The following is a 26476-nucleotide window of genomic DNA, read 5'->3' as shown; positions in this document are numbered from 1 at the left end:
CCTCGAAACCGACGCCGATGTCCCGCAACCCTCCGCCGGACTCAGCCCTCGCCCAGCTCTTCGACCACCCGACGTGCGACTTCCGTCGGAGACGTACCGGCCGGATAGGTGACCACGGTGACCTGTCTGCCCGACCCGCCCGCCGGGGACGTCGCACCACCCGCATCCACGGCACCGAGTGCCAACGTCACCCGCCGCAACTCCTCCCGGAGTCGTTCCGGGGTGGCCTCGGTGTCGCCGCGGATCATCTGCCGCAGCAGGAAGTTGTGGGTGCCCGTGACCGCCGCCACGTAGGCCACGACGCGCACCGGCGACTCGTCGGGCAACCGTGCGCGCAGGAACTCCTCGAACGCACCCTGGTAGCGGTACGTCGTCACCAGCTCGCGATCGCGCAGTGCAGGCACCTCCTGCACCACCTGTGCGCGCCGAACCGCGAGCTCGCGATCCCGGACGAAGTGGGCGAAGACCAGTTCGGCAGCGGCGCAGACGGCCAGCCACGGGTCGTCGTGCTCGACCGCGAGCCGGTCTCCGACCTGCGCGAGCAGCGACTCATGGTCGGCGAAGATGACATCTTCCTTGGACCCGAACTGACGGAAGAACGTGCGCCGGGACATCCCGGCGGCGGCCGCGAGCTGCTCGACGGTCGTCGACTCGTAGCCGTGCTCGCTGAACAGACGGATGGACTCGGCGACGACACGCGTGCGAAAGGCGGTCGGATCGGTGTCCGCGACTGACATGGGTCAAGTATCACCACATGGAGGCGACGAGACCCTCGGGCCTTCCCGAAGCAGGAGTTCGGCGCCGACCTGCGTAACGGATCGGTGCGCATTACTCGTCAGTAGCGACCGCCACAAAAGCTGGGTCCGACGCGTGGTCACTACGTACGGTGGAGCCATGGCAACCCCCACCGCTCCCACCGAGAAGACCCCGGCTGAGAAGAGCTCTACGGAGAAGACCCCGTCGACGACGAGCCCGACACCCATCGCGACCGAACCGACGGTCGACGACCCGGTCGCCCCAGCCGACGTCTCCGCCGACGACGAACTGTCCGCGGACGAGCGGGCCCTGCTCGTCGACAACCTCCGGTTCGTCCTCGACGGACGCTGGCGCGCGACGAGGGAGACGGTGCGGGAGAACTCGAACCGCGCCGACCTCCTGCCCGACCCGTCCCGGACGCTCGACGAGGCGCGCGCCCACACCCTCGAGGTGATGCGCGAGCTCGCCTCGCAGGGCTTCGCGGCCGCCGGTTTCGCCGAGGACCACGGCGGCAGCGGTGACATCGGCGCGTCGATCACCGCCATCGAAATGCTCGGCTACGCGGACCTGTCCCTCATGGTCAAGGCCGGCGTGCAATGGGGCCTCTTCGGCGGCGCCGTCGAAAACCTCGGTACCGCACGGCATCACGAGAAGTACGTGCCCGGCATCATCGACCTGAGCGTCCTCGGGTGCTTCGCGATGACCGAGACCGGGCACGGCTCGAACGTGCAGGCCATCGAGACCACGGCGACCTACGACCGTGAGGCCCGCGAGTTCGTGATCAACTCCCCCACCCCGTCGTCCCGCAAGGACTACATCGGCGGCGCCGCCGCCCACGCCCGGTATGCCGCGGTGTTCGCCCAGCTCGTCACCGGCGGGCCCGACGAGGAGCCCGAAGGCCGTGGCGTGCACTGTTTCGTGGTGCCGATCCGGGACGAGGACGGCGCCGACCTGCCCGGCGTCACCACCAGCGACTGCGGGTACAAGGGCGGACTCGCCGGCGTCGACAACGGCCGGATCATGTTCGACAACGTCCGCATCCCCGCGGAGAACCTGCTCAACCGCTACGCCGACGTCGCCGAAGACGGCAGCTACAGCTCGCCGATCGAGAACACCAACCGCCGCTTCTTCACCATGCTGGGCACCCTCATCCGCGGCCGCGTCAGCGTGGCGGCGACCGCGGGTGCCGCCGGCCGCAAGGCGCTGGCACTCTCGACCCGCTACGGATTGATCCGCAAGCAGTTCGAGGCGCCCGAGGGCACCGACGAGATCACCGTGATGGACTACCTCGGTCACCAGCGGAAGCTGTTGCCGCTCATCGCGAAGTCGTACGCGATCGGATTCGCGCAGAACGAGATCGTCGACGAACTGCACGAGGTCCAGTCGGTCGCACCCGACGACTCCGACGCCGGACGCCAGCGCCAGCTCGAGGGGCAGGCCGCCGGCCTCAAGGCCTACGCCACGTGGCACGCCTCCCACGCGATCAACGTCAGCCGTGAAGCCTGCGGCGGCGCAGGCTATCTCGACGAGAACCAGCTGTCGATCATGCGGGGTGACATCGACGTCTTCACCACCTTCGAGGGCGACAACACGATCATGACGCAGCTCATCGCCAAGGAGCTGCTGTCGGCGTACTCCGAAGATGTCCAAGGACTCTCGGCGGGCGGCTGGGTGCGCTTCATCGCGGGGATGGCCCGCGACGTGGTGGCCGAGAAGACCGCGGTCCGGCAGGTCGTGCAGACCCTGCTCGACGGTTCCGACGAGGACACCGAGAAGTCGGCGCTCACCGACCGCAGCACCCAGATCCGGTTGTTCCGCAACCGCGAGGACCACCTCGTCCGGACGTGCGCGCAACGACTACGCCGCGCGCTCGACGACGACAACGACGCCTTCGAGGTGTTCAACAACGCGCAGGACCACCTGCTGAAGGTCGGGCACGCGCACATCGAACGCGTGGTACTCGAGGCCTTTGTCGAGGCGATCGAGAACTGCGATTCCCGTTCGGCGGCAGAGCTTCTGGGCAAGGTGTGCGACCTGTTCGTCTACTCGGCACTGGAGGACGACCTGTCCTGGTTCATGATGCACCGGCACATCTCGGTGGAGCGCGCCAAGGCGATCCGCCGCGGCGTGAACGAGCTCTGCCAGGAACTGCGACCGCATGCCCGGTCGCTCGTCGACGCCTTCGGCGTCCCGGAAGAGTTGCTGCGCGCACCCATGCTCCAGAACGGCTGAGCCCCGCTCTCGAGACCATCGCGGCCACCGTCGAACAGACGGTGGCCGCGTTGTCGTTTCGGCATTGGTGTTTGGGCCTGCGCACCACGGGCATACTGACCCGCAGCCGCTGGGCGATCGGCAGTCGGGGCCGCCGCCGGACCCGAAGCTCTACGCGACCTACGACGGCGCGATGGGCACCCCGCAGAAGCCGCAGTTCGGCACCGAGAAGGGTGTCATGGGCAAGATCAAGGACGTCGTCGATCCGGACCCGTCCGGCTAGGAACGCACCGACAACCAGAGTTCTCATGAGCGCACTACCCGACCTCATCACGACCCCGTTCCGCTGGCTGGCCGCCCTCAGACACGCCCGGGTGTTCCACCCCGACGGTCTGCTGTGTGGGGGCGCGGCCGCGCTGTCAGCTGACCACCCACTCCCCTTCCACAGCGGCCCGGTGTCGGTGCGGGTGTCCAAGGGCATCGGCACACCCGGCGGCCTACCAGACATCGTCGGGCTGGCCATCCGCTTCCCGTCGACCGACCCCGGCGCCGTCGGCGGCGGCGGGGTGTCGCCGTCGACCAACGCCACCGGCGCGTGGGATCTTTTGCTCGCCGGCCCGGCGCCGCTCGACGGCCGATTGCCCGTCCCGCTGCCGACGACGCACTGGGCCACCGCGGTGTCGAGCCTGACGCCGTACCGGTACGACGGTGACCTGTACTGGATTCGGGCCCGCATCCTCGAACCGTCGGACTCATCGGGCCTGTCGATCGAGGACCTGGCTGCCCGTCTCCGCCGCAACCAACCGATCGTCATCGTCTTAGAAGCCGGCGCCGGACGGTTCGTGCCGGTCGTCCGGATCGAACTCGACCATGTCCTCACCGGACTCGACGTCGATTTCGACCCCATCCTGCACCGGCCCGAGGGCGTCGAGTTCGCCCCGTCGTGGCTCGGGGATCTACGGCGCCGCGCCTACCGCGACAGCCGGGCGGGACGTCACTCCGTCGTGTCCTGATCCTCCGAGGACGGTTCGGTCCTCGACGTCCCCCGAGGCGGTAGCCCCAGCCGGACGGCCTCGTGCGCCTGCGTGAGCTCGCTGCGCAACCGCTCGACGTCGCGGGCCCACGCCTGGGCGATCCGCCCGGAGGTCAGCTGCACACCGATTCCCTTGCGGCGGCGCGGTACACCGTGCAGCTCGCCCAACGCGGACGCACTCTCCCAGTCCTCGGGGGTGTGGCTGTGATTGGGCGGGAAGATCTTCGCGATGTCGGCCAGCGGCGTCGTGACGGCACCCTGGCGGAGCGTGGTCTCGGTGAGCTCGACGCTGACATGCCGACGGGCTGCCGACACCTGCACGAGCGAGAACCCCAGCAGCAGCACGAAGAAGATCGCCAGCACCGGCCAGTGCACCTGACCGGGCCCGGCGATCTCCATCGCGAGGACCGCGCCCACCAGGACCGGACCGATCAGCACCACCCACCAGCTGCCGCCGGACTCGGCGAACAGCACCTCGCCCGCCGGCTCGACGGAGTCGTGACCTTCCGGATCGTCGTCGGTCATGTGCCCTACTTGCGCGACCGCGGCGTCTTGGGCTCCGGCTCCTTGCCGGTGTACCAGGTCTCGGCGGGCGGACGGTAGGCGAGCAACGACCCGAACAAACCGATGAGGCCCGCGAGCAACGGGAACGCGAAGAAGTTCATCCCCAGGCTCAGGAACAGCAGCATGGCCACGACGACCAGGGTCAGTGCCGCCAGCGACGACCGCCACCGCACATCGCCGGTGTAGGCCTTGCTGCCCAGCAGGATGTACCCGACACCCACGACGGCGACCATGGCGCCGAGCACCCCGGACGTGACGGTCCCGGTGTCGCTGGCCGCCGACACGACGATGACCAGTGCACCGAGCGCGATCAGCAGTGCGCCGGAGGTCAGCCAGCACCGGTAGGCCCAGACGACGAGTTTCGGACGCAGCGCCGGATCAGGACTTGTCACTGGTTCTTCGGTCCTTCGTTCTGGTTGTCGGTGCCCCGGTTCTCCGGATGCGGCTTGTCGAGGTGAACGGGCTCGGATCGGGCGTCGTCGGAGTACGGGCCGGGCGCGCCGCGATGATCGCTGTCACCATACGGCCTGTTCTGGCCGTACGGGTTCTGGCCGTACGGGTTCTGGCCGTACGGGTACGGGGGTGACGGCGGGTGGACCGGCTGCGGCTTCCGCGCCGCGGCCATCTCCCGGCAGTACTTTTCCGAGTCCCCGCGCATGAGGAGCACGGTCGCACCGAGCGCCGCGACGCCGCTGATCACCTGCGGGACCATCGCCCACGCCGGCGACGTGTCGCCACCGAACAGCGAGAAGAGCAGGCTGACCACGACGTAGACACCCATCGCCGACAGCACGATCCGCGCCCAGTTGTAGCCCTTACGGGTGAACCAGACGACCAGTGCCGTGATCGCGGTGAGGAACAGCGACGTCACGACCAGCACACCGACCACGAACCCCGACGAGGTCATGAAGTCGATCTGCTCGGGCGGGACCCCTTCCTGCGGAGCAGAACTCACCTGATCGCGGATCATGTCGACGAAGGTGCCGGTCTGCGCGAACATCGCCACGATCTGCCCGACGATCACCACCACCCACAGCTCGACGGCGATGGAGACGGAGTCGGGGATCTTCGGTCGCGACGGCGCGCCGGGGTCGGACGCGGGGTCGTACGGTGCGGACATGGGACCAGCCTAGTGAACGGGCAGCACGACGAGCCCTACACGCTCAGGTCAGGACAGGCGCTGCGCCACCTCGGCCGCCCAGTAGGTCAGGACGATCGACGCACCGGCCCGTCGGATGGCGGTCAGCGATTCCAGGATCGCCGCGTCGCGATCGATCCACCCGCGTTCGGCGGCGGCGGAGATCATCGAGTACTCACCGCTGATCTGGTAGGCCGCGACCGGCACGTCACTCATGTCGGCGACGTCGCGCACGATGTCGAGGTAACTCATCGCCGGCTTCACCATCACGATGTCGGCGCCCTCCTCGAGGTCGAGCCGGACCTCGCGCAGCGCCTCGACCCGGTTGGCCGCGTCCTGCTGGTACGTGCGCCGGTCGCCCTGCAACGACGAGCCGACCGCCTCGCGGAACGGGCCATAGAACGCCGAGGCGTACTTCGCGGCGTAGGCCAGGATCCCGGTGTCGGTGAAGCCCGCCGCGTCGAGGGCGGCCCGGATCGTGGCGACCTGGCCGTCCATCATCCCGCTCGGCCCGAGGAGATGCGCACCCGCCCGCGCCTGCGCCAGGGACATCGACACGTAGCGTGCGAGGGTCTCGTCGTTGTCGACGCGACCCCGACCGTCGACGACGCCACAGTGCCCGTGATCGGTGAACTCGTCGAGGCAGGTATCGGCCATCAGGACCGTGGCGTCCCCGAGATCGTCGCCGAGGGTACGCAGAGCCTGGTTGAGGATTCCGTCGTCGGCATCCGCACCCGACCCGGTGGCGTCCTTGTCCTCGGCGCGCGGCACCCCGAACAGCATGAGCCCGCCGACACCGGCGTCGACGGCCTCGGCCGCGGCGGTCCGCAGCGAATCCATCGTGTGCTGCACGACGCCCGGCATCGACGAGATCGGAGCCGGGTCGTCGATGCCGTCGGCGACGAACATCGGCAGCACCAGATGTCGCGGCTCCAGCGAGGTCTCGGCGACCAGCCGGCGCATGGCCGGGGTGGTCCGCAGTCGTCGGGGCCGGATCACGGGTGGCATGGGTCTCCTTCGTCTCACGGGCCCTTCGAGGCTCGTCGACCTCGACGCGCTCCTTCGTCGCTTGCTCGGCCCGGCGGCTATCGCTCCTCGCACCTCAGGGAGCAGGAGCAGCTCAGGAACGCGAGCGTCGAGACTTCTTGCGCGGGGGCGGAAGTGCGCCCTCGGCCCGAAGTCGGGCGGCGTGCTCGGCGAGCGCGTCGACGAGTTCGAGCACCGATGCGTTCTCCGGCTGCACATCCACCCGGAGCCCGAATTCCGTTGCGGTCTCGGCGGTCTTGGGTCCGATGCACGCGACGATGGTGCGCGCGTGCGGCTTTCCGGCGATGCCCACGAGATTGCGCACGGTCGAGCTGGAGGTGAAGCAGACCGCGTCGAAACCACCGGTCTTGATCATCTCGCGGGTCTCGGCGGGCGGCGGCGCGGCGCGCACGGTGCGGTACGCGGTGACGTCGTCGATCTCCCAGCCGCGGTCGCGCAGTCCCTCGGACAGTGTCTCGGTCGCGATGTCGGCGCGCGGCAACAGAACTCGGTTCACCGGGTCGAAGACGTCGTCGTAGGGCGGGAAGTCCTCGAGGAGACCGAGCGAGCTCTGCTCACCCGACGGCACGAGTTCGGGGTTGATGCCGAAGGAGCGCACCTTCTCGGCGGTGGCCTCACCGACGCAGGCGATCTTGACGCCGGAGAACGCCCGGGCGTCCAGCCCGAACTCGGCGAACTTCTCCCACACCGCGCGCACCGCGTTGGTGGAGGTGAACACCACCCACTGGTACCGCCCGTCGACAAGACCCTTGACGGCGCGTTCCATCTGCGCGGGGCTCCGCGGCGGCTCGACCGCGATGGTCGGCACCTCCTTGGGCATCGCACCGTGGCTGACGAGGCGTTCGCTCATGTCGCCGGCCTGGTCCTTCGTCCGCGGCACCAGGACGGTCCAGCCGTACAGGGCGCGCGACTCCCACCACGACAGCTTGCCGCGCGCACCCACGACCTTGCCGACCGTGACGATCAGCGGACCGGTGAGCGCATTGCCCTGCTCGTTGAGCGTCGCGAGCGTGGCCTCGATGGTGCGCTGCGCGCAGGTGGTGCCGTTGATGGTGATGGCGGCCGGGGTCTGGGGGGCCATGCCGTGCTCGGTGAGCGCGCTGGCGGTCTCGGCCAGGTGGCCCGATGTCGCGTGCAGCACCAGCGGGCCGGGGGCGGCGGCCAGCGCGGCCCAGTCGACCTCGCCGCGCACGTCGGCCTCGGTGTGGGTGGAACCGAGCGGCATGCCGGCGTAGCTCGGGACCACGGATGCGGCGGGCAGGCCCGGCAGCACCTCGAAGGTGACGGTCGTACGGGCGACGGCGTTGACCTCGGCGAGGACCGAATCGGTGGTCAGCGGATCGCCAGCGACCACGCGCACGACGTCGTCGCCGTTGCGGGCCGCGGCCACGAGGGTCTTGGCGACCTCGGCCGGATCGCCGAGCGCCGGCCGGACCACCGACTCCTCGTCGGTCTGCCCGGCATCGGTCGCGCCGGCCTCGTCACCGGCGGCCTGCGAATCGTCGGCCGATGCGGCGGGCGTCGACGCGGCGTCGTCAGCGGGCTTCTCGGCCTTCTTGGTGGATCGGCGAGTATCGGCGGCGGGTTCGTCGCGATGCGCACTGCCGATCAGCGACACCACCGGCGCGGGTACATCGGGATCGATGTAGGCGGTGGTCGCGTTGGTGATCACGGTGCGTGCCCGCACGGTGAGCAGGTCTGGGTCCCCTGGACCCGACCCCACGAACAGGATCCGTCCGGGATTTGCCTTCTTCGTACGGCTCATGGGTTCGCACTCTCCTGCCCTCTCGGCGAGGGCTGCAGTTCGTTCTCTGCTAGGGAGAGTTGACGAGGTCGCCCGCTCCCAGCTCCAGCAGTTCGGCGGCGAGGTCCTTGCCCAGCTGAACGGCACGATCGACCGGACCCACCACCGAAGCGCGGATCACGTCCGACCCGTCCTCGGCCGCCACCGCCGCACGCAACGACAGTTCGGCGAAGATGCGCCCGTCCTCGTCGATCGACTCGACCACCTCGGCGATCGCACCGACCGGTGCGGTACATCCGGCTTCGAGAGCCGCGAGTACCGCCCGTTCGGCCTCGATGGCCGCGCGGGTGGACTGGTCGTCCAACTCGGCGAGAATTCTCACCAGTTCGGCATCGTCTGAGCGGCACTCCACAGCGAGTGCACCCTGCGCCGGCGCCGGCAGCATGACCACCGGTTCGAGCGCCTCGGAGACCACGTCGGTCCGTCCGATCCGCACGAGTCCGGCGCGGGCGACCACGACTGCGTCGAGTTCGCCGCTGGCGACTTTGCCCAACCGAGAGTCTAGGTTGCCTCGTAGGGGGCGGATTTCCAAACCGAGACCCAGTGCTCTAAGCTGCGCGGCCCGCCGCGGGGCCGAGGTACCGATCACCGAGCCGGGCGGCAGTTCGCCGAGCACCATTCCGTCGCGTGCGACCAGCGCATCCCGGGGATCGACGCGCGGCGGGATGGCCGCGATCGTGAGGTCGTTCTCGGGGGCGGTCGGGAGGTCCTTGTACGAGTGCACCGCGACGTCGACCTCGTTGTTCCGCAGCGCGACGCGGATCGCCGTGGTGAACACCCCGACGCCGATCTCGGTGACGGGGGCCGCCGAGGCGTCACCGGCGGTCTTGATGATGACCAGTTCGGCGGGATGTCCGGCGGCGGTCAGGGCGTCGGCGATGGTCTGCGACTGGGTCCGGGCCAGCAGCGAGCCCCGCGTACCGATCCGGATCGGCGCGGTGGAGGGTTCGCTCATCGGTCACCCAGATCGCCGGCCGCGTCGCCCGAAGGCAGGCCACCGAGATGGTCGGGAGCCGAAACCGCTTCGGCTGCACCGGGTTTGAGTTCGAACAGCTCACGCAGCGCCTCGGCGTAGTGATCCCCGTTGGGGGTCGAGGCGAGCTGCTTGACGCGCACGGTCGGTGCGTGCAGCAGCTTGTCGACGACGCGGCGGACGGTCTTGGCGACCTCGTCGCGCTGTGCGCCCTCGAGGTCGGGCAGGCGGGTCTCGAGGCGCAGGATCTCGGCCTCGACGACGTCGGCCGCGCGCTGGCGCAGGGCCGCGACGGTCGGGGTGACCTCGGCCTGACGCTGGTGCGTGAGGTAGTCGGCGAGCTCGGCGGCGACAATCGACCGGGCGGCGAGGGTGTCATTCTCGGCGGCTTGGGTCTCGGAGTCGCCGCGCAGTCCCTCGATGTCGACGATGTGCACGCCGGGCAGGCGGGCCGCGGCGGGGTCGACGTTGCGCGGGAGCCCGAGGTCGCAGATGACGAGCGGTGCTGCGTCCCCGGTACGGGCCGCGAGCGCCGAGTGCACCGACCCGACGCCGACGACCGCGCCGATCGCGCCCGTACACGTGACGACGACGTCGGCCGTGGCCATCGCCTCCGGCAGGTCGTCGAGCCCGACGCCGCGGACGCTGATGCCGTGGTTGGCGGCGATGTTGCCCGCGAGGTGGTCGGCCTTGTCGACGGTCCGGTTGACGACGACCATCTCGGTCACGCCCTCACGGGCCAGCTGCGCGGTCGCCAGACCGCCCATGGCGCCGGCACCGACGACCACCGCGCGGCGCAGGCGATGCGCGCCCGTCGCGGGATCGGTGAGCAGCGACTTCGCACGGTGCAGCGCGACGGAGACCACGGACGCACCCGCGCGGTCGATGCCGGTCTCGGTGTGCACGCGCTTGCCGACCCGCAGCGCCTGCTGCGCCAGTTCGTGCAGCACTCGTCCGGCGGAGTCGTTGGCGTCGGCGCTGAGGTAGGCGTTGCGGATCTGGCCGAGGATCTGCTGCTCGCCGACGACGAGCGAGTCGAGGCCCGCCGCGACGGTGAAGAGATGCTCGACGGCGGCCTCGGAGTAACGGACGTAGGCGTGGCGGGTCATCTCGTTGACGGTCATGCCGGAGTGGTCGCCGAGGACCGAGCCGACCGCCTCGAGCGCCGGGTGGAAGGCGTCGACGACGGCGTAGATCTCCACGCGGTTGCACGTGGAGACGAGCATGGCTTCGGAGATCGCCCGCGAGGAGAGCAGTTCGTCGATCAGTTTGGGGCGGTCGTGGTCGGAGACCGCCAACCGCTCGAGCACCTCGACGGGAGCACTGCGGTGCGATACCCCGAACAACAGAACACTCACGCTGTCACCGTTTCTTCACCCATCACATTTCCCTGGTGTCCGGCACTTCCCCGGTGCCCCCGCGTCGGCTTCGCCTCGCGCGGCTCCTTGACGTCGTCGCGCGGCCCGCGAGAGGCCTGGAAAGCCAACACCTGTAGTTCCAAGGCTAGATCAACTTGTCTGACGACAACATCCGACTCCGCCGGAAGCGACACGGGCGTGACGTTGAGCACCTGCCGGACACCCGCGGCCACGAAGGCATCGAAGACGCGTCGGGCGTCGTCGTCGGCGGTGGCGATCACCGCGATCTCGACGGCCGGGACCACCTGTGCGCAGACGGCGGCGATGTCGGTCAGCGGGGCGACCCGCGGGCCGCCCGGCTCGAGAACCGCGCCGGTCAGGGCCGGATCGGCGTCGAACATCGCGGCGACCCGGAAGCCGCGTCCGAAGCCGGCGTGCGACAGCAGCGCACGGCCGAGCGAGCCGGCGCCCGCGAGCGCGACGGTGTGGATGCTGTCGGTGTGCAGCGTCATCGAGATCCGGGCGGTCAGCTTGCCCACGTCGTATCCGACGCCGCGCACGCCGTTGGCGCCGACGTAGGAGAGGTCCTTGCGCAGGATGGCCGGGTTGACCCCGGCTGCCGTCGCGAGCTCGCCGCTCGACGCCAGCAGGATGCCCCGACGGCTGAACGAGCGCAGTACGTGCAGGTAGGTGGCCAACCGGGCGACCGTGGGGCCGGGGATGTCGGTGGCGGGGCCGTCGACCGGAGGGACGGCGGACGCAGGAGGGTCGGCGTCGGCCGACTTCGCACTCTCCGCGCCCACTCGCACTCCCACACATCTGCCGGCGTCACCAGACACCGGGACCCGACTCTTCCCGACCAAGGGAGGATATAACTTCCCTGTGAATCTGTTCACACGGCCCCTCGGGATCGGCCGAGCTGTGTTAAACGTCTCGTCGAACGTGGGCGCCGATCACCGCCGCGCCGCGAGATCGTCCCGCAGACGCGGTTCGTCGACCTCCCAGTAGCTGTGCTCGTCACCGTCGAGGAGGACCACCGGGAGCCGGTCGCCGAACTCGGCGCGCACGTCCGGCCGACCCCCTTCGGCCGCCTCGTCGACGTCGACCTCGGTGAACTCCACGCCCATGTCGGCGCAGATCCGGGTCAGTTCGGAGCGGGCCGCCGCGCACGCCGCGCACCCCGCACGGGTCAACAGTTCCACCGTCATGCCGACCATCCTCCCAGCGCAGCGCCCGCGGGATCAGCCGGGTGACCCTCCCCCGCCGACGGTGTGCGGTCCGTCACCGGGCGTGGGGATCGAACGCCGGAGACCAGTCGCCCGGTTCCCAGGCGCACCACTAGGCTGTACCCGGCAAGCAGTGCTGGCGCTACGCGTGGGAGGTGGGCAGTGGGCGAGACCCCGGGCCCGGAAGACCGGCAGGACGACGAGACGCCCGACGACGCCGCACTTCTCCCGCCGAATCCGATGCAGGGCGACGGCCCGACGGGCGACGACTGGGAGGCCCACGCCGCGAGCGTGGAGTTCACCGACGACTTCGACGAGGACGCCGAACTCCACGAACTCGTCGACGACGAGACCAACCGGGTCACCACCTGGATCTCCCAGCGAGCGACCGCCGCGACCGGCCGCTTCCGGCAGACCGCGCACGAACTCCGCCAGACCCTGGCCGGTGAGGCGAGCGCGAAGGCCGCCGTCGACTCGCTGCGTTCGCGCCCGACGGCCGAGATCCCGGGCGAACCCCGCCGCGACCTCACCGCCGCCGCCTTCTTCGACGTCGACAACACCCTGGTCCAGGGCGCGTCGATCGTGCACTTCGCTCGCGGTCTCGCCGCGCGGAAGTACTTCACCTACGGCGACATCATGGATTTCGCGTGGACGCAGGCGAAGTTCCGGATCACCGGCAAGGAGAATGCGCGCGACGTCGCGGAGGGCCGGGAGAAGGCGTTGTCGTTCATCGCGGGCAAGCCGACCTCCGAACTCGTCGAGCTCGGCGAGGAGATCTTCGACGACTACATCGCGGACAAGATCTGGCCGGGTACGCGGGCGTTGGCACAGCGTCACCTCGATGCCGGACAGCAGGTCTGGCTGGTGACCGCGACACCCGTCGAACTCGCGCAGACCATCGCCGACCGGCTGGGGTTGACCGGTGCGCTGGGCACCGTCGCCGAGAGCGTCGACGGGGTCTTCACCGGGCGGCTCGTCGGCGACATCCTGCACGGCCCCGGTAAGGCCCATGCGGTGCGCGCGCTCGCGATCCGCGAGGGGCTCAACCTGAAACGCTGTACGGCGTACTCGGATTCACACAACGACGTACCGATGCTGTCGCTCGTCGGCCGCGCGGTGGCGATCAACCCCGACACGGACCTGCGCGACGTCGCCAAGGTCCGCGGCTGGGAGATGTACGACTTCCGCACCGCGCGCAAGGCCGCGAAGTACGGCGCCGGCACCGCCATCGTGCTGGGCGCCGCGGGCGGTGGCGCCGCAGCCGCGGCGCGGTTCCTCCGGCAGCGCTGACCGTTCGACGCCGACGGCCCTGGCTCCCCGGATCAGAAGGGCGGTGGGTCGAGGCGATCGAGTTCTTCGCGGGCTCGTTTGTTGCGGGCGCGTTCTTGTCGCCGGCGGGCCAGTTTGGCGTCCAGTCGGCTGGTTGTGCGCTCCGGGTTGTCGGAGGCGATGACCCGTGGGGTAGGTGGAGCTTGGGCGGCTTGTTCGAACCGGATACGCCGCAGGTTGGGGAAGGTGTCTTCCAGGGTTTCGGCGTCGCCGGGCAGGGTGACCCCTTCGGGGGTCTCGTATTCGGTGACAAGGCGGCCGTCGTCGTCGCGGTACTGCACATCGACCCAGTCCCCGTGGGTTTTGAACAGGTGACCGGGGCGGCATTTGGCGTTGAGGTTCTCACTCGACGTCGCCCCACCGCGGGCGGGGTCGGTGTGGTCGTACTCGGTGACGTGGTCGAGATCGCAGGCGAATGCTGAACGGGTGCAGCCGGGTTCGGTGCAGTATCCGTCCCGCACCCGCACGAAGTCGGCGCACGACGTGGTGGGCCGGTATCCGTTGCCGGGATGGGTGGCCGGGTAGATCACTGCGACACTCGCGGTGGTCTCGACGGGTCGATCGGGTTCGGCTGCGTCCGTTTCGTTTTCGCCGTGTGCGCCGGTCGTGGCGTCGTCGGCTCGGGTGTCCTCGGCTGGTGCCGGGCGTTGCGCGCTCCGCCGCTGGTCATCGTCGGCGGTATCGGCGGTGTCGGCGAGGTAGGTGGGTTGGGTGCGGGCGGGGGTGACCGGGGTGAGGGTGGCGTCGGGGCGGGCGGCGAGGTCACGGACATGCTCGTCGCTGATGATGCCGTGCTCGTCGAGAAACCCCACCCAAGGTGCCCCGGCCAGGGTCGCGGCATCGGTCACCACATGGATCACGACCTCGGCGCGGACCGCGTCGAGCACACTCTGTGGGTCGGGGATGTCGGCGGTGCAGGGCTGTTCATCGTCGCATTGGCAGTCGAAGCTGGTGCGGGTCAACAGCGCGAACATCGCATCGGATCGTCGTATCCCCTGGGTGCGGCCATCCCGCCGACAGACCGAGTCGGCGAGGATGGCGACGGCTTTGGCCGAGATCCGCACGTTCTCCGCCGACATCACGGCGGTGAGTTCGGCGGTGCCGTCGGGCAGTTCGTGAGTCCACACCCCACGTTGGTCCATGGCGTCTTTGCGGCGTTGGCGTACCGCATCCGGATCGTGGCGGAACACCAGGCGGTCGACCATGTCCCGCAACCGCGCCCGATCCCACACACCTGTACGGCGACGCACCGTGTCGGCGATCTCGGCATCCAACGCGGGGGTGATCGGGTCATCGGCGGGGATCAGCTCGGTGCGGGAGATGACCAACCGGATCTGCCACTGCGACAGGACCCCGTCACGCAGGGTGTCAGCAACCTCGGGGAGCCGATCCCGTAGTGCGAGGGCCTCGTCGATGAGGGTTTCGGCGTGGCGGCGGGACACCCCGGCTTGGCGGGCGATACGGGCGGCGCAGTCGGCGTGACCGTCCATGACGAACCCGGACGCGCTGGTGGTGATCAGGCGGTCGGTCATCGCCGCGATCGTCTGATAGCGGTGCCAGGCGAGGTAGGACTCGCCTCGCCGGGTGGCGTCGAGGCCGGCCATCAACATGACCATGTCGGTCTCGGCCGTGTGGGCAGGATCGACCCCGGCGATGTACTCGCTCGGTAGATCGGTCCACGCCTTCACAACGCCCCCCGACGCCTGTCCGACCCACCCCTTTTCCGGGGCGTGTTCTGATACCAACCAATCTAAACCCGACCACCGACAATTCCGGATGAGCCTCCACAGCGCGTCACCGTCGTAGACGAAATAGACTCTGAGCGTTGCGGTCTGAGGTCGGCGAGGTTCGCCGATAGCTGAGTTGTGCGGGTCGCCAGGTGGTTTCGACACGGCGACTCGCCTAACGGCTCGTTGCCGGCTCAACCAGCGGGGGGTGGGGGTGGTCGCCAGGTGGTTTCGACACGGCGACTCGCCTAACGGGGCCGGCTCAACCAGCGGAGGGGCCGCACAGTCGACGGAATCCTGCGCACGATCGACGAACCTCCCCCTACAGCGAGTCCACCTCACTCATCGGGTCGATGAGGACCTTGGCGTGGTGTTCGGCGCGGCCGAGGGCATCGAATGCCGCTCCCACGCCGTCGAGACCGACCGTCGCGGTGATCAGCGGTGCGACGTCGACCTTGCCGTCGGCCATCATGTGCAGCGTGTCGTGGAACTCGGCGGGGTCGTAGGCGAACACGAACCGCAACTCGTGTTCCTTGTTGAGAGCCATCGCCGGACGGAAGGTGTCAGGCTCCATGCACACCCCGACCACGACGATCCGCGACCGGAACGGCGCCTCGGTCACGATGTGCTCGATCATCCCGGGCGTCCCCACACATTCGAAGACGACGGGGCCCTTCGGTGTGGCACCCAGGCGGTCGGCCATGCGGAAGACCGAGGACCACGGCGCCAAGGGGATTCGCCGCAGCGTCCGCATGGCGTCGAACGCCGCGCCCAGCAGATCCTGGGCGCGAGTGATGTACTTGCCGACCTCGGCACACCGCTCGAACGGCGACGACGCCGCCGGGTCGACGACGATGTCGGCCCCTACGCGGTGCGCCAGCACCCGGCGGCCGGGTGACGGGTCGCTCGCGATGACCGTGCGAACTCCGTCGGCCTTCAGCATCGTGATGACGGCCAGCCCGATCGGGCCGCAACCCACGACGACCGCGACATCCCGGCGTCCCACCTCCCCGCGTCGGACCGCGTGATGGGCGACGGCCATCGGCTCGGTCAGCGCGGCATGCTCGGCGGGCAGGTTCTCCGGGATCTCGAAGGTCATGTCCTCCGACACCAGGACGAACTGGGCGTACCCGCCGGGCGCGGACTCCGACAGTCCGGTCAGGTGGGCGTCGGCGCCGTGCCGGATCATCGGGACCGACACCACCGGGGTCCCGGGAGTCCAGCGTTTACGGCAACCGGGCCCGTAGGAGACCACCTCGCCGGCGAACTCGTGTCCCATGACCACCGACTGCCCGGACCGCATGAATGCGTCGTAGCCGACCTCGGCAGACACCTGGGCCGTGGCATCGGCGTGGACCCGGGCGTGCAGGTCCGAACCGCAGATGCCCGCGCGGAGAACGCGGAGCAGGACCTGGCCCTTACCGGGCTCGGGGGTGGGGATCTCCTCGACCGTCAGCTCACCCTGCCGGCACACGACTGCACGCATGCTCCATGAGTATCAGCTGACGGACCGGAACGGGCGTCGAACGCGCGCCACGCCCCCGCGCGACACCGAGCTCAGCCGAAGTAGACGCTTCCGCGCCGGCTCAGCATCCGGAAGAGGGTCTGCTGGATCTCTTCGCGCACGTGGTCGGTGAGATCGAAGACCACCATCGGGTCGTCGGCGGACGCCTCGTCGTAGGAGCCGGTCTCGATGGGCCGGCCGAAGTGGATGTGCCACTTCGACGGCAACGGCACCATGCCCAGCGGCCCGAGCCACGGGAACAGCGGGGTCACCGGGAAGTACGGCAGGCCGAGGATCTTGGCGAGCGGCTTGAGGTCGGCGAGCATCGGGTAGATCTCCTCGGAGCCGACGATCGACACCGGGATGATCGGCGCGGCGTTGCGCAGCGCGGTCGTCACGAACCCGCCGCGGCCGAACCGCTGGAGCTTGTAGCGGTCCTTGTACAGCTTGCCGATGCCCTTGTACCCCTCGGGCCAGACCGCGGTCAGCTCACCCGCGCGCAGCAGACGGTCGGCGTCGGAGTTGCACGCCAGCGTCGCACCGATCCGCCGCGCGACCTCACTGACGCCCGGCGTGTCGAAGGCCATGTCGGCGGCCAGGACCCGCAGGTACCGGCCCTCCGGGTGGTTGTCGCGCACGGCCAGCGAGGTGATCACGGCGTCGACCGGGATCGTGCCCGCGTGGTTGGCGACCAGGAGCGCCCCACCCTCGCGCGGCAGGTTCTCCACACCGGTGACCTCGACGCGGAACCACTTCTCGTAGACCTGCCGGATCGCCGGGAACCACACCGATTCGGTGAAGTGGGGATCGAATCCGAACTCGTCGACCTCGTACTCCCCCGCCATCCGTTCCCGGATGAACCCGGCGGTCGAGGTGAGGGTGTCGGCGACCGCGCCGCGCAGACCGCCCAGGCTGAACAGCGGACTCGATTTCGACGGACCGCGATGTTCGACGCCCAGCGCCTCGTCGGGAAGGGTGATCTCGTCGCTGATCGGGGTCACCTGCGCGGGCGCGCGGCCGAACCCATCGGTGTTGGGGTGTCCGAGCGTCGACGATCCCCGTTGCGCCGCTGCGCTTTTCGATCGTTCACGACCGACCTGCTGACTCGGATGGCGTCGGCGACCCGATTCCCGGACACCCCGGGCATCGGGACCCGTCGGCGATGTGTAGAGCTGAATGACTTTCGCGGTACGTGCATCTGTCGCTCCGCCACCTGCCAAAGTGCTCACCCCTAGCTGAGTCCTGGGTTCGAAATCCGGGCCGGGTCTGGGCTCGGGTTGCTGCCGGCACTCGGACCGCCGGGGCGAACGAGTCGCGGCGTAGGAGCGCTGGGCGCGATGTGGGTCTGGCGTCCAAGTCTAGAGGTTGCACCCACGTTGCGCATGCTCACGGCGACTTCGCCGCCATCATGACCCTGAATTTCACTGCAACTGGTGGGCGGCCGACACGACCCGTCGCTCGAACGATCTCCACGAATCGGACCCGATCACCGGCGTCACCCCGCTGCGTTCGATGAAGTCGTCCAACGTCTCCAGCGTCGTGTACCGCGGGACGAAGCCGAGTTCGGTCCGCATGCGGGTCGTGTCGAGCACCCGGCCGTAGGTGAGGAACTCCGTCTGCGACGACCGCAGCTTCGCCGACCGCAGGTCCTGGAACACCCCCGCGATCGGCGCCAGCAGACTGCTCGGAACAGGCAGTTCGATGTGCCCGACGCGTCGGATCGCCTGCGTGAGCGTCACCACGCCCTCGCCCGAGATGTTGTAGGTGCCGACCTTCCCGGCGAGGGTGACGTGCTCCATCGCCGCAAGCGCATCCTCCTCGTGCAGGAACTGCAGGCGCGGCTGGAATCCGATCACCGTCGGCACGACCGGCAGGGAGAGGTACGAACTCATCCGGGTGGTGATGCGCGGACCCAACATGGCCTGCGGGCGGACGATGGTGATGTCGATGTCCTGACGCCGCCGACCGAGGCCGCGGACGTAACCCTCGACGTCGAGTAGATCTCGACCGTATCCCCGCTTCGGCTCCCGGGGAGCGCGCGTCTCCTCGGCGAAGTGCGACGGGTCGCGGCTGCCCGCGCCGTACACCATGGCGGTGGAACGCAGCACGAGACGCTTCACCGATGGTGTGCGCTGGCAGGCCGCGCACACCTGCATCGCCCCGACGAGGTTGAACTCCTTGATCGCAGGGGAGTGCGGGGCGGTGTCGGCGATCGACGTCGCGGCGTGGACGACCGTGTCCACGTCATAGGCGGCGAGCGCCTTCGCGATCGTGGGACGCCGGATGTCCACCCGGAGGAACTCCGCTCGCCCCATCCGGCGGAGGAGATCCTTGCGCGGCACCCGCGAGTCCACGGCGAGCACCTTCTCGATGTCCGGATTGGCCGCGAGACGGGCCACCAGGTAGCCGCCGAGGAAGGTCGACGCCCCGGTGACCAGGACCACCCTGGGGGGTGCGGAGGTGGATTCGGCCATGCCCCGAGGCTATCGCCAGTCGGGCGTTCCGGCGCACCGAGGAGGCCCGGGACGACAAAAGGACCCGCCGTAGCGGGTCCTGATGCCGAAGAAAAGCCTATTTACCGAGTTTGCGACGCTGCACCCGGGTCCGACGCAGCAACTTGCGGTGCTTCTTCTTCGACATGCGCTTGCGGCGCTTCTTGATCACTGAACCCATCGGGGCGCTTCCTCACGATTGACACTGATGTACTTGTTCGGCCCTGGTCTGCACTTCAGCCGGGTACGGCGCCGGGAGCGAAGCGACGAGCGGCGGTGTGTCACGTAGGGCTCACCGGCGCATCCAGGTACGCGACCACCGAGCCTACCGGGCGGCACGCCGGATCGGGAAATCGCGATGGCCAACGAGCGGCGGCCGGGGACGCCCACACGCAAAAGGCCCCGTGACCGGCGTGGGCCGGTCACGGAGACCTTTCGAAGAAACTGCTGTTCAGGCGTGGTGCGAAAGCCGGATCAGCCGGCGTCGAAGTACGACGTCTCCAGGTAGTCGTGGACCGCTTTCGCGTGCACACGGAACGAGCGTCCGACCCGAACCGCGGGCAGTTCGCCGTTGTGGACGAGACGGTAGACGGTCATCTTCGAAACGCGCATCAACGATGCAACCTCGGCGACGGTGAGAAACTGCGACGCCGAAGCCGCGTTGCTCACTGCGCCTGTCCTGTCACCAGGAGTGTCTGCAGGTGCCATGAATCACTCATACCTCCGGTGCACGCGTCGCGGCCGCAGGCTTCCCCTCCTGCGGACATCAGACACGCACGTGCTTAAAGAAGCTTAGCGTGGCAGATGTGAAAAAAGCGACGTGAGAGACCGGTATTTCTGAGATTCCTGTGACTCGACCCCAACATGCTGGGGTTTGTCGGCCGTTCGACCACAATTCATGGGGTGTCGGTGACGGCGTGTCCCTGCGCCAAACCCTCGACTTCCACTCGACGTCCGCCGCGGGCGCTGGCGGCCGCGCAGGCACGAGTCGCCTGGTAGACCGCGTGCCGCAGACCGTTGGCCTCGAACTCCCGGATCGCCTCGGCGGTGGTTCCGCCGGGCGAGGTGACGGCCGCACGCAGGTCGACCGCGGACAGCCCCGAGTCGCTCAGCAGGATGCCCGCGCCGCGAATGGTCTGCACCGCCATCTCCGAGGCCTGGGCACGGGTGAGCCCCAAGCCGACGCCGGCGTCGATCATCGCCTCGGCGAGCAGGAAAACGTAGGCCGGACCGGAACCGGACACCGCGGTGACCGCGTCCATCTGCTTCTCCGGCACAACCGTCACCCGGCCGACCGTCTGCAGAATCTTGACCACCGCCTGCAGCTGTTCGTCGCCGACGTACCGGCCGGCCGAGACCGCCGACATCGCCTCGTTGACGAGCATCGGGGTGTTGGGCATGACCCGGATGACGGGCGACCCGGCCTGCAGCGCGCTCTCGTAGCGCGACAGGGGCAGGCCGGCCACCAGGGTCACGGTCACTCGCTCGGATTCCGCGTTGTCCTCCGCCGAGGCGAGGATGCGCAGGATCGAGTCGACGTCGTCGGGCTTGATCGCCAGGAACACATACTGCGCCGACTCGGCCGCGCTCTTGACGTCGGTGACCAGCACGCCGTACTCCTCGGCGATCTCGGCGGCGCGGCTCTCCACCCGCTCGGCGACGACGAGGTCCTTGGTGGGGGTGCCTGCACCGATCAGACCGGCGAGCAGTGCCTCACCGATCTTGCCTCCGCCGATGATGGCGATGCGTTCGGACACGGATGTCTACCTTCCTGCGGGGATGAGGGCGAGCTGACGGGACTGTGCGACGACGGTCCCGGTCGAGTCCACCACGAGGTGGTCCTCCTCGAACATTCCGGGGCCGACCTCGGAACTCGTCGCGGCGAAACGCAGCCAGCCGGGCGCGGGATGGCGCCGGACGTAGGTGGTCAGCTGCACCGTGGGCGCCCATCCGAACAGCGCCAGGTTCATCACGACCGGGGGCGAGATGTCACCGACCAGGACCGTGAAGTACTCGTCGGGTTCGACGCCCTTCGGCCGGATCCACCCGCGGACGAGCGGCTCGCCGGTCTCGCCGCGGACGACGGGGAACGTCTCCGAGTCGAGGACCAGGTCGATGGCGGCGCCGAGGTGGTTGACCTCGGCGATGGGCGAACCGTCGAGCGGGATGCCGGTCGACGACGGTTCCACGGGCACGGAGTCGAGGACCGTGGGGCCGGAGTGGTGCGGCCGGCCGCTGTCGGGACGGGCCATCGTCACCGACGAGGACACCACGGTCCGACCGAGTTGCACGGCGTCGACCGACAGGACCGTGACGGTGCGCCCGCGCTTGCGCACACTGATCACCAGGTCGACGTCCGCGGCATCGGGAGCGGTGAGGTAGTCGCTGGAGATCGCCACCGGGATCATCGCGGCCGCCGACTCGGCGAGCCGGTCGCCGTCCGGCGTGAGCGCGGTCAGCGCGGTCCGGGCCGCCTTCGCGACCACCATCTGCAGCGTGCCGCCGTGCACCTTGGGGCCGATCGTGAACGTCTCGTCGATGTGCGCCCGCAGGGTGATCGAGTCCGGACCGCCACGGTCGACCTCGGTCAGCTCCTGCACCTGGGTGATCTTGCTGGTCATCGTCCCGCCTTCGTCGAGGAGACCCGTCCCCCGACGAATCAGCTGCTCAACTGGCCGGTGGGCTCGGGGTGCAGCTCCCGTTTGAGATGCCGCCGCGCAAAATCTAGCGAACGGGCCAGCAGCGCGCTGCGCTCGGGTTTGGTGCGCGCGCTCCCCGTGGTGACCTCGAGCACAACCGCCCCGGCGAAGTCGCTCGCCGCGATGCGCCGGCACACCTCGGCGCAGGGCTGCGCCCCGTCACCGGGGATCAGGTGCTCGTCGGTGGCGGCACCGTTGCCGTCGGCGAGATGCAGGTGGTTGAGGCGCGAGCCCATCCGGTCGAGAAGAGCGAGGGCGTCGACGCCGGCGGTCGCGGTGTGCGAGAGATCGAGCGTGTAGTGCGCGTAGCCGTCATCGGTCGGATCGATCGACTTGCCGAACGCCGATGCCGCCAGACCGGGACCACCGCCGCGCTTGCTGAGTCGCCGGACCGAGGGCTCCCCTGCGCCGAACAGCCGGTCGGCGCGCATGGGGAACATGTTCTCCACGGCGACCGCGACCCCGCTGTCCGCCTCGAGTTCGTCGACGAGATCGTCGAAGGCGGCGACGTAGCCACGCTGCCACCGGAACGGCGGATGCACGACGACGGTCGACGCACCGAGATCCTCGGCCGCCTCCACCGCACGGGCCAGCTTCACGACCGGGTCGCGTCCCCACACCCGCTGGGTGATGAGCAGACACGGGGCGTGGATCGACAGCACCGGAACCTGGTAGTGGTCCGACAGGTACTCGACCCGCCGGATGTCCTGGCTCAGAGCGTCACCCCACACCATCAACTCGACGCCGTCGAAGCCCAGTTCGGCGGCGTAGGCGAAGGCCGCCTCGGTGTTCTGGGGATAGACCGACGCCGTCGACAGACCGATCGGGATCTCGGCGGACGGACGCGGGAGGTCGGGTCTCATCCGGTCCGCCCGCTTCGCTCCGCTCCCGACGGGTTCATCGGTTCACACCGGCTCACGCGGCCAACAACACCAGCGGCCCGATGGTGACCAGCAGACCCACGCCGAGCGCGAGCAGCGTCGTCGGCAGGTCTTTGGTGCGCCGGACCACATGCGACAGCGTCACGATGCCGAAGATCACCAGGACCGCGAGCACCAGCGCGAAGTACGGATTCCATCGCCACAGTTCGGTGAAACCCCAGAACAGGCCGACGCCGACCGCGAGGCCGACGATCGCCTGTCCGAACAACACCAGCCAGGCCTTCACCGGCGACTCCTCGGCGTCGTCGGTCGCCCGACCGTCCGGTGCCGGTGCCGGCGTGTCGACGGTGCCGGTCCGCTCGGCGGACTCCGCGTCCGCGGCCGAAGGCACGACGTCCTGTCCGGCGTGTTCCGCCGTGGCGGCTGCCGAGTCGGGATCGGCGTCGTCATCGGAGGTCTCGTCGATGTCCGTGGTGTCGTGCAGAGCATCGAACTCCGCCGGGCCCTCGGGCTCGGCGGGACCCTCCGGCTCGCGCTCCTTCACCAGGTCGACCCGGCCCTCGTCGTCCTCGGACGCGGACTCGATCGGTTCGATGGCCTCGGTCGGGTGGTCGTCGGTGGGGCGGTCGGCGGTCTGGAGACTCTCGGTCTCGTCCGAGCCGGTCCACCGACCGTCGGCCTCATGGGTCTCGGGGTGCGCCGCGGCGATCGCCGCCGTCGTGCCACCCGCAGTCGCGGCGGCGGCCGCGGTGGCTGCCCAGTCGTGCGTCGACTCGTTGCCGTCGGTGTGTGCGTCCGGGTGGTCGTCGGTGTGGCGATCGGGATCGTTCCGGTCCCGGTTCTTGCCGCCGAAGAGCTTGCGCGCGAACCCGACGACACCCGACGGACCGGTCTTCTTCGACGCCCCGATCTTGCGGGCCGGGCCCCCGGACCGGCCCTTGCCCCCCGGCCCGTCGTTCCCGCTCTCCACATCTGCGAAGTTGCGATAGGCGTCGAAGTCCATGACCTCGGAGAACCCGCCGTCGCCGCGCTCGCGGGGGCCGTCGGTGCCCGCATCGACCTCGGTCAGGTCGTAGGTGACCACGTCGTCGGAGTCGACGACCGACAGATCCGACCCGTTCTCACCCACCACCGGGATGATGCCGGTGACGGCGTTCGCCGACTCCTGGTCGACGGGAGCGGAATCTCGCGGCGGCGTCTGCCCGAGGCGACGTGCCACCGCCTCGGAGCTGAAGTCACGCGTCGACATCGGCGGGACGGCTTCCTGGCCGTAACCGGGCATCCCGCTGGCGGTGCGGTTACCCGGCCGTGCCTGGTATTGCTGGTCGGCGCGCGGCCGGTCGACGACGGGCTGATCGTCGGCCGGGCGGCGCGGGACCGGGTTCGTCGAACGCGGGAACGGCGCGGCGGCCGCGGCCGGACGGTTCCGCGGGGTCGTGTCCCGCTCCGGGATACCGTTCTCCGCAGCAGTCGTTTCCGGAGCGGTCTTCTCCGGAGCTGCATTCTCCGGGGCCGCCGTCTCCGCAGGCGCGGTGCTCGCCGGTGGGGCAGCCGGTTCAGGCCGGGCCGCGGGCGCCGCGGAACCCTCTCCCGCGTCGGCGACCTTCGGGATCTCGCCGGTCAGCTCGGACACCGAGAACGATCCGTCCCGGCCGGCGCGTCGGCGGCCGCGGCCGTCACGGGTACGTGCCGGCGAGTCCCCCTGGGACCCCTGCGAGCGGGCGAGAAGTTCCGACACCGAGATGGGTCGGGATTCGGGCTCCGAATCCTTCGGCATGTAGTGGCTCTCCGTCCTCGTTCTCGAACGTTTGGGTCCGGGTCTACCAGGGTGTCAGCCGACGCCCTCGCGAACGCCCTGCACCGGTGTCGGCTCCAGCGCGTCGGCCTGCTCCGCGTCGAGTCGGCGCAGGATCACACCTTCCCGGAGTGCCCACGGACAGATTTCCAGTGTATCGACTTGCAACGCGCGCATCGCCGCCTCGGCGACCAGCGCTCCGGCGACCAGCTGGCCGGCCCGGTCCGAGCTGACGCCCTCGAGTTCGGCGCGATCGGCCTTGGTCATGCGGGAGATGAAGGAGATGAGCTGACGAAGCCCGCTCGTCGTCAGTTCGCGGCGCACCCGCGGTCCGGCACTCGACGGCGCCGCGCCGGTCAGCCGGGCCAGGCTCCGGAAGGTCTTCGACGTGCCGACGCACAGATCCGGCGCACCGGGTGCGAGCAGCTGGCTCGCCGGTGCGCGGAGCTCGGCGTCGAGCCAGTCGCGCAGCACGCCGACCCGCCGCCGGTCCGGCGGATCGTCGGGCAGCCACTCACGGGTGAGTCGTCCGGCCCCCAGCGGCAGCGACAGCGCCACGTCGGGTTCCTCGTCGACGCCGTTGGACATCTCCAGGGAGCCGCCGCCGATGTCGAGGGCGAGGATGCGGCCGGCGCTCCAGCCACGCCAGCGGCGGACCGCCAGCGACGTCAAGCGTGCCTCGTCGCGCCCCGACAGGACGAGCACGCGCACCCCGGTCCGCTGTTCGATCTCGTCGAGCAGGTCGTCGGAGTTCGTCGCATCGCGCACCGCCGACGTCGCGAACGCCATCATCTGCTCACAACCGGACGTCCGGGCGATGTGGGTGAACTCGTCGATCGACTCGATGAGTTTGGCGACGGCGCGATCACTCATCCGGCCGTCGGCGTCTATCTGTTCGGCCAGGCGCAGGACCGCCTTGGTCGAACTCATCGGGGTGGGGTGACCACCACGATGGGCGTCGACCACCAGGAGGTGGACTGTGTTGCTGCCCACGTCGAGGACTCCTAAGCGCACGGGTCAACGGTAGTGCAGCCGCCTCCCCCGCCCGATCCCGGCTACCGTGTAAAGGTGACCGCCATTTCGCCGTCCGCGCCTCGCATCGATCCCGCGCCGGAGGTCGAACTCGACTTTCCGCGCGAATGGTACGAATTCGCCGATCCCGCCGACCCGGAGCACGTCATCCGGGCCGATCTCACCTGGCTGCTCTCGCACTGGACGTGTGTGTTCGGCACACCCGCATGCCAGGGCATCCTCCCGGGCCGGGAGACCGACGGGTGCTGCAGTCACGGCGCGTATCTGTCCGACAAGGACGATCGCAAGACCCTCGCCCGCGGCGTCGCGATGCTGACGCCCGAGGACTGGCAGTTCTACAAGAAGGGCTCCGGCAAGGATCCGGTCGGCCCGAAGGGGTACCTCGAGGAGAGCGACCTCGACGACGAGCCCGCCCTGAAGACGCGACTCCACAAGGGCGCGTGCATCTTTCTGAACCGACCCGGGTTCGCCGGCGGCGTCGGGTGCGCGCTGCACTCGATGGCACTGCGCAAGGGACTCGAACCGCTCACGGTCAAACCCGACGTGTGCTGGCAGCTGCCCATCCGTCGTGAGCAGGACTGGATCGAACGCCCGGACGGCACCCAGGTGCTCCAGACGACGATCACCGAATTCGACCGGCGTGGCTGGGGCGAGGGCGGCCACGATCTGAAGTGGTACTGCTCGGGTTCCCCCGACGTCCACATCGGGGCCAAGCAGGTGTGGGAGTCGTATGCCCCCGAGCTCACCGCCCTGCTCGGCGAGGCCGCCTATGCGGCGCTGGCAGCCGCCTGCCGACGCCGGAACGGCCTGGGACTCATCGCGATCCACCCGGCGACGCAGGCCGCGACCCAGCGCCGCGAGACCGACGTCAAATACGAGCTGCAGCCCCCGGAGTAGTCCCCAGGGC

The 26476-nt window shown here is 69.4% G+C and carries 25 protein-coding genes and 1 pseudogene; 5 read left to right on the top strand and 21 right to left on the bottom strand.

The features are described from left to right. Positions 1–41 precede the first annotated feature (41 nt). On the bottom strand, positions 42–737 hold the full coding sequence (locus tag KB201_RS04490) for a TetR/AcrR family transcriptional regulator (RefSeq protein WP_211538478.1): 696 nt from the start codon (positions 735–737) through the stop codon (positions 42–44). Between the two features lie 157 nt (positions 738–894). On the opposite strand from KB201_RS04490, the gene KB201_RS04485 reads away from it, so the two are divergent. The 3 genes and pseudogenes from KB201_RS04485 to KB201_RS04475 all read left to right on the top strand — a co-directional run bounded on the left by KB201_RS04485 (position 895) and on the right by KB201_RS04475 (position 3980). After that, the gene (locus KB201_RS04485) at positions 895–2988 is read left to right on the top strand and encodes an acyl-CoA dehydrogenase (RefSeq protein WP_211538477.1); all 2094 of its coding nucleotides are present in this window, start codon (positions 895–897) and stop codon (positions 2986–2988) included. A gap of 97 nt (positions 2989–3085) precedes the next feature. Then, positions 3086–3250: pseudogene (locus tag KB201_RS04480) on the top strand (catalase); the annotation flags it as partial. A 25-nt stretch (positions 3251–3275) separates the two neighbouring features. Further along, positions 3276–3980 (top strand): hypothetical protein, encoded by a 705-nt coding sequence (locus KB201_RS04475; protein WP_211538476.1) that lies wholly within the window; start codon positions 3276–3278, stop codon positions 3978–3980. Here KB201_RS04475 and KB201_RS04470 read toward each other — a convergent pair. From KB201_RS04470 to KB201_RS04430, 9 genes are all read right to left on the bottom strand, one after another. After that, positions 3962–4525 (bottom strand): DUF3093 domain-containing protein, encoded by a 564-nt coding sequence (locus KB201_RS04470; RefSeq protein ID WP_068971982.1) that lies wholly within the window; start codon positions 4523–4525, stop codon positions 3962–3964. The two genes, KB201_RS04475 and KB201_RS04470, sit on opposite strands and share 19 nt — an antisense overlap. A 5-nt stretch (positions 4526–4530) precedes the next feature. Continuing rightward, positions 4531–4956, bottom strand: coding sequence for a hypothetical protein (locus KB201_RS04465; protein ID WP_058252650.1), 426 nt, complete (start codon positions 4954–4956; stop codon positions 4531–4533). Beyond that, positions 4953–5684 (bottom strand): hypothetical protein, encoded by a 732-nt coding sequence (locus KB201_RS04460; protein WP_211538475.1) that lies wholly within the window; start codon positions 5682–5684, stop codon positions 4953–4955. The genes KB201_RS04465 and KB201_RS04460 overlap by 4 nt, the downstream gene beginning before the upstream one ends. A gap of 48 nt (positions 5685–5732) precedes the next feature. Then, a complete protein-coding gene (gene hemB / locus KB201_RS04455; protein ID WP_211538474.1) occupies positions 5733–6710 on the bottom strand; it encodes a porphobilinogen synthase in 978 nt (325 codons plus the stop codon). 112 nt (positions 6711–6822) lie between these two features. Continuing rightward, positions 6823–8514 carry a bifunctional uroporphyrinogen-III C-methyltransferase/uroporphyrinogen-III synthase gene (locus tag KB201_RS04450; protein WP_211538473.1) on the bottom strand — a complete coding sequence of 564 codons (1692 nt, stop codon included), beginning with the start codon at positions 8512–8514 and terminating at the stop codon, positions 6823–6825. A 49-nt stretch (positions 8515–8563) separates the two neighbouring features. Continuing rightward, complete coding sequence (gene hemC, locus KB201_RS04445; RefSeq protein WP_065629205.1) at positions 8564–9508, bottom strand: hydroxymethylbilane synthase; 945 nt, start codon at positions 9506–9508, stop codon at positions 8564–8566. Further along, positions 9505–10884 (bottom strand): glutamyl-tRNA reductase, encoded by a 1380-nt coding sequence (locus KB201_RS04440; RefSeq protein ID WP_065629204.1) that lies wholly within the window; start codon positions 10882–10884, stop codon positions 9505–9507. The genes hemC and KB201_RS04440 overlap by 4 nt, the downstream gene beginning before the upstream one ends. Further along, the gene (locus KB201_RS04435; RefSeq protein ID WP_078113007.1) at positions 10881–11687 is read right to left on the bottom strand and encodes a redox-sensing transcriptional repressor Rex; all 807 of its coding nucleotides are present in this window, start codon (positions 11685–11687) and stop codon (positions 10881–10883) included. The genes KB201_RS04440 and KB201_RS04435 overlap by 4 nt, the downstream gene beginning before the upstream one ends. A 150-nt stretch (positions 11688–11837) precedes the next feature. Further along, positions 11838–12092: a glutaredoxin family protein gene (locus tag KB201_RS04430; RefSeq protein ID WP_055475263.1), complete on the bottom strand. Its 255-nt coding sequence runs from the start codon at positions 12090–12092 to the stop codon at positions 11838–11840. A 180-nt stretch (positions 12093–12272) separates the two neighbouring features. On the opposite strand from KB201_RS04430, the gene KB201_RS04425 reads away from it, so the two are divergent. Continuing rightward, positions 12273–13400: an HAD family phosphatase gene (locus tag KB201_RS04425; protein ID WP_068972464.1), complete on the top strand. Its 1128-nt coding sequence runs from the start codon at positions 12273–12275 to the stop codon at positions 13398–13400. 32 nt (positions 13401–13432) lie between these two features. Here the strand turns inward: KB201_RS04425 and KB201_RS04420 are convergent, their stop codons facing one another. From KB201_RS04420 to KB201_RS04370, 11 genes are all read right to left on the bottom strand, one after another. Then, the gene (locus KB201_RS04420) at positions 13433–15127 is read right to left on the bottom strand and encodes an HNH endonuclease signature motif containing protein (protein WP_211538472.1); all 1695 of its coding nucleotides are present in this window, start codon (positions 15125–15127) and stop codon (positions 13433–13435) included. 361 nt (positions 15128–15488) lie between these two features. After that, positions 15489–16652 carry a zinc-binding dehydrogenase gene (locus KB201_RS04415; protein WP_211538471.1) on the bottom strand — a complete coding sequence of 388 codons (1164 nt, stop codon included), beginning with the start codon at positions 16650–16652 and terminating at the stop codon, positions 15489–15491. A gap of 71 nt (positions 16653–16723) precedes the next feature. Next, positions 16724–17899, bottom strand: coding sequence for a lysophospholipid acyltransferase family protein (locus tag KB201_RS04410; protein WP_171011610.1), 1176 nt, complete (start codon positions 17897–17899; stop codon positions 16724–16726). Positions 17900–18091: 192 nt separating this feature from the next. Next, the gene (locus KB201_RS04405) at positions 18092–19144 is read right to left on the bottom strand and encodes an NAD-dependent epimerase/dehydratase family protein (RefSeq protein ID WP_058252640.1); all 1053 of its coding nucleotides are present in this window, start codon (positions 19142–19144) and stop codon (positions 18092–18094) included. Between the two features lie 97 nt (positions 19145–19241). Continuing rightward, a complete protein-coding gene (locus KB201_RS04400; protein ID WP_003402602.1) occupies positions 19242–19343 on the bottom strand; it encodes a 30S ribosomal protein bS22 in 102 nt (33 codons plus the stop codon). A 293-nt stretch (positions 19344–19636) separates the two neighbouring features. Beyond that, positions 19637–19870: a helix-turn-helix domain-containing protein gene (locus KB201_RS04395; RefSeq protein ID WP_004019963.1), complete on the bottom strand. Its 234-nt coding sequence runs from the start codon at positions 19868–19870 to the stop codon at positions 19637–19639. 188 nt (positions 19871–20058) lie between these two features. Continuing rightward, a complete protein-coding gene (gene proC / locus KB201_RS04390; RefSeq protein ID WP_065629198.1) occupies positions 20059–20919 on the bottom strand; it encodes a pyrroline-5-carboxylate reductase in 861 nt (286 codons plus the stop codon). A gap of 6 nt (positions 20920–20925) precedes the next feature. After that, positions 20926–21783, bottom strand: coding sequence for a thioesterase family protein (locus KB201_RS04385; RefSeq protein WP_058252638.1), 858 nt, complete (start codon positions 21781–21783; stop codon positions 20926–20928). Positions 21784–21821: 38 nt separating this feature from the next. Continuing rightward, positions 21822–22724 (bottom strand): sugar phosphate isomerase/epimerase, encoded by a 903-nt coding sequence (locus KB201_RS04380; protein ID WP_058252637.1) that lies wholly within the window; start codon positions 22722–22724, stop codon positions 21822–21824. A 52-nt stretch (positions 22725–22776) separates the two neighbouring features. Further along, the gene (locus tag KB201_RS04375) at positions 22777–24519 is read right to left on the bottom strand and encodes a hypothetical protein (RefSeq protein WP_211538470.1); all 1743 of its coding nucleotides are present in this window, start codon (positions 24517–24519) and stop codon (positions 22777–22779) included. A gap of 54 nt (positions 24520–24573) precedes the next feature. Further along, complete coding sequence (locus KB201_RS04370) at positions 24574–25551, bottom strand: Ppx/GppA phosphatase family protein (RefSeq protein WP_176455923.1); 978 nt, start codon at positions 25549–25551, stop codon at positions 24574–24576. Positions 25552–25605: 54 nt separating this feature from the next. Between KB201_RS04370 and KB201_RS04365 the strand changes: the two genes are divergently transcribed. Then, positions 25606–26466 (top strand): hypothetical protein, encoded by an 861-nt coding sequence (locus KB201_RS04365; protein ID WP_068970362.1) that lies wholly within the window; start codon positions 25606–25608, stop codon positions 26464–26466. The last annotated feature ends 10 nt before the right edge of the window (positions 26467–26476 follow it).

The organism is Gordonia sp. SCSIO 19800 (assembly GCF_018132775.1).
In the GTDB taxonomy this organism is placed as follows: domain Bacteria; phylum Actinomycetota; class Actinomycetes; order Mycobacteriales; family Mycobacteriaceae; genus Gordonia; species Gordonia hongkongensis.
Note: the sequence above shows the minus strand (reverse complement) of the source record. Positions and strands in the feature narration are given on the sequence as shown.

Coding starts and splice junctions, on each gene's coding strand:
- KB201_RS04490 (WP_211538478.1), bottom strand. CDS start 737: ATGTCAGTCGCGGACACCGATCCGACCGCCTTTCGCACGCGTGTCGTC.
- KB201_RS04485 (WP_211538477.1), top strand. CDS start 895: ATGGCAACCCCCACCGCTCCCACCGAGAAGACCCCGGCTGAGAAGAGC.
- KB201_RS04475 (WP_211538476.1), top strand. CDS start 3,276: ATGAGCGCACTACCCGACCTCATCACGACCCCGTTCCGCTGGCTGGCC.
- KB201_RS04470 (WP_068971982.1), bottom strand. CDS start 4,525: ATGACCGACGACGATCCGGAAGGTCACGACTCCGTCGAGCCGGCGGGC.
- KB201_RS04460 (WP_211538475.1), bottom strand. CDS start 5,684: ATGTCCGCACCGTACGACCCCGCGTCCGACCCCGGCGCGCCGTCGCGA.
- hemB (WP_211538474.1), bottom strand. CDS start 6,710: ATGCCACCCGTGATCCGGCCCCGACGACTGCGGACCACCCCGGCCATG.
- KB201_RS04450 (WP_211538473.1), bottom strand. CDS start 8,514: ATGAGCCGTACGAAGAAGGCAAATCCCGGACGGATCCTGTTCGTGGGG.
- hemC (WP_065629205.1), bottom strand. CDS start 9,508: ATGAGCGAACCCTCCACCGCGCCGATCCGGATCGGTACGCGGGGCTCG.
- KB201_RS04430 (WP_055475263.1), bottom strand. CDS start 12,092: ATGACGGTGGAACTGTTGACCCGTGCGGGGTGCGCGGCGTGCGCGGCG.
- KB201_RS04415 (WP_211538471.1), bottom strand. CDS start 16,652: ATGCGTGCAGTCGTGTGCCGGCAGGGTGAGCTGACGGTCGAGGAGATC.
- KB201_RS04405 (WP_058252640.1), bottom strand. CDS start 19,144: ATGGCCGAATCCACCTCCGCACCCCCCAGGGTGGTCCTGGTCACCGGG.
- KB201_RS04400 (WP_003402602.1), bottom strand. CDS start 19,343: ATGGGTTCAGTGATCAAGAAGCGCCGCAAGCGCATGTCGAAGAAGAAG.
- KB201_RS04395 (WP_004019963.1), bottom strand. CDS start 19,870: ATGGCACCTGCAGACACTCCTGGTGACAGGACAGGCGCAGTGAGCAAC.
- KB201_RS04385 (WP_058252638.1), bottom strand. CDS start 21,783: ATGACCAGCAAGATCACCCAGGTGCAGGAGCTGACCGAGGTCGACCGT.
- KB201_RS04380 (WP_058252637.1), bottom strand. CDS start 22,724: ATGAGACCCGACCTCCCGCGTCCGTCCGCCGAGATCCCGATCGGTCTG.
- KB201_RS04375 (WP_211538470.1), bottom strand. CDS start 24,519: ATGCCGAAGGATTCGGAGCCCGAATCCCGACCCATCTCGGTGTCGGAA.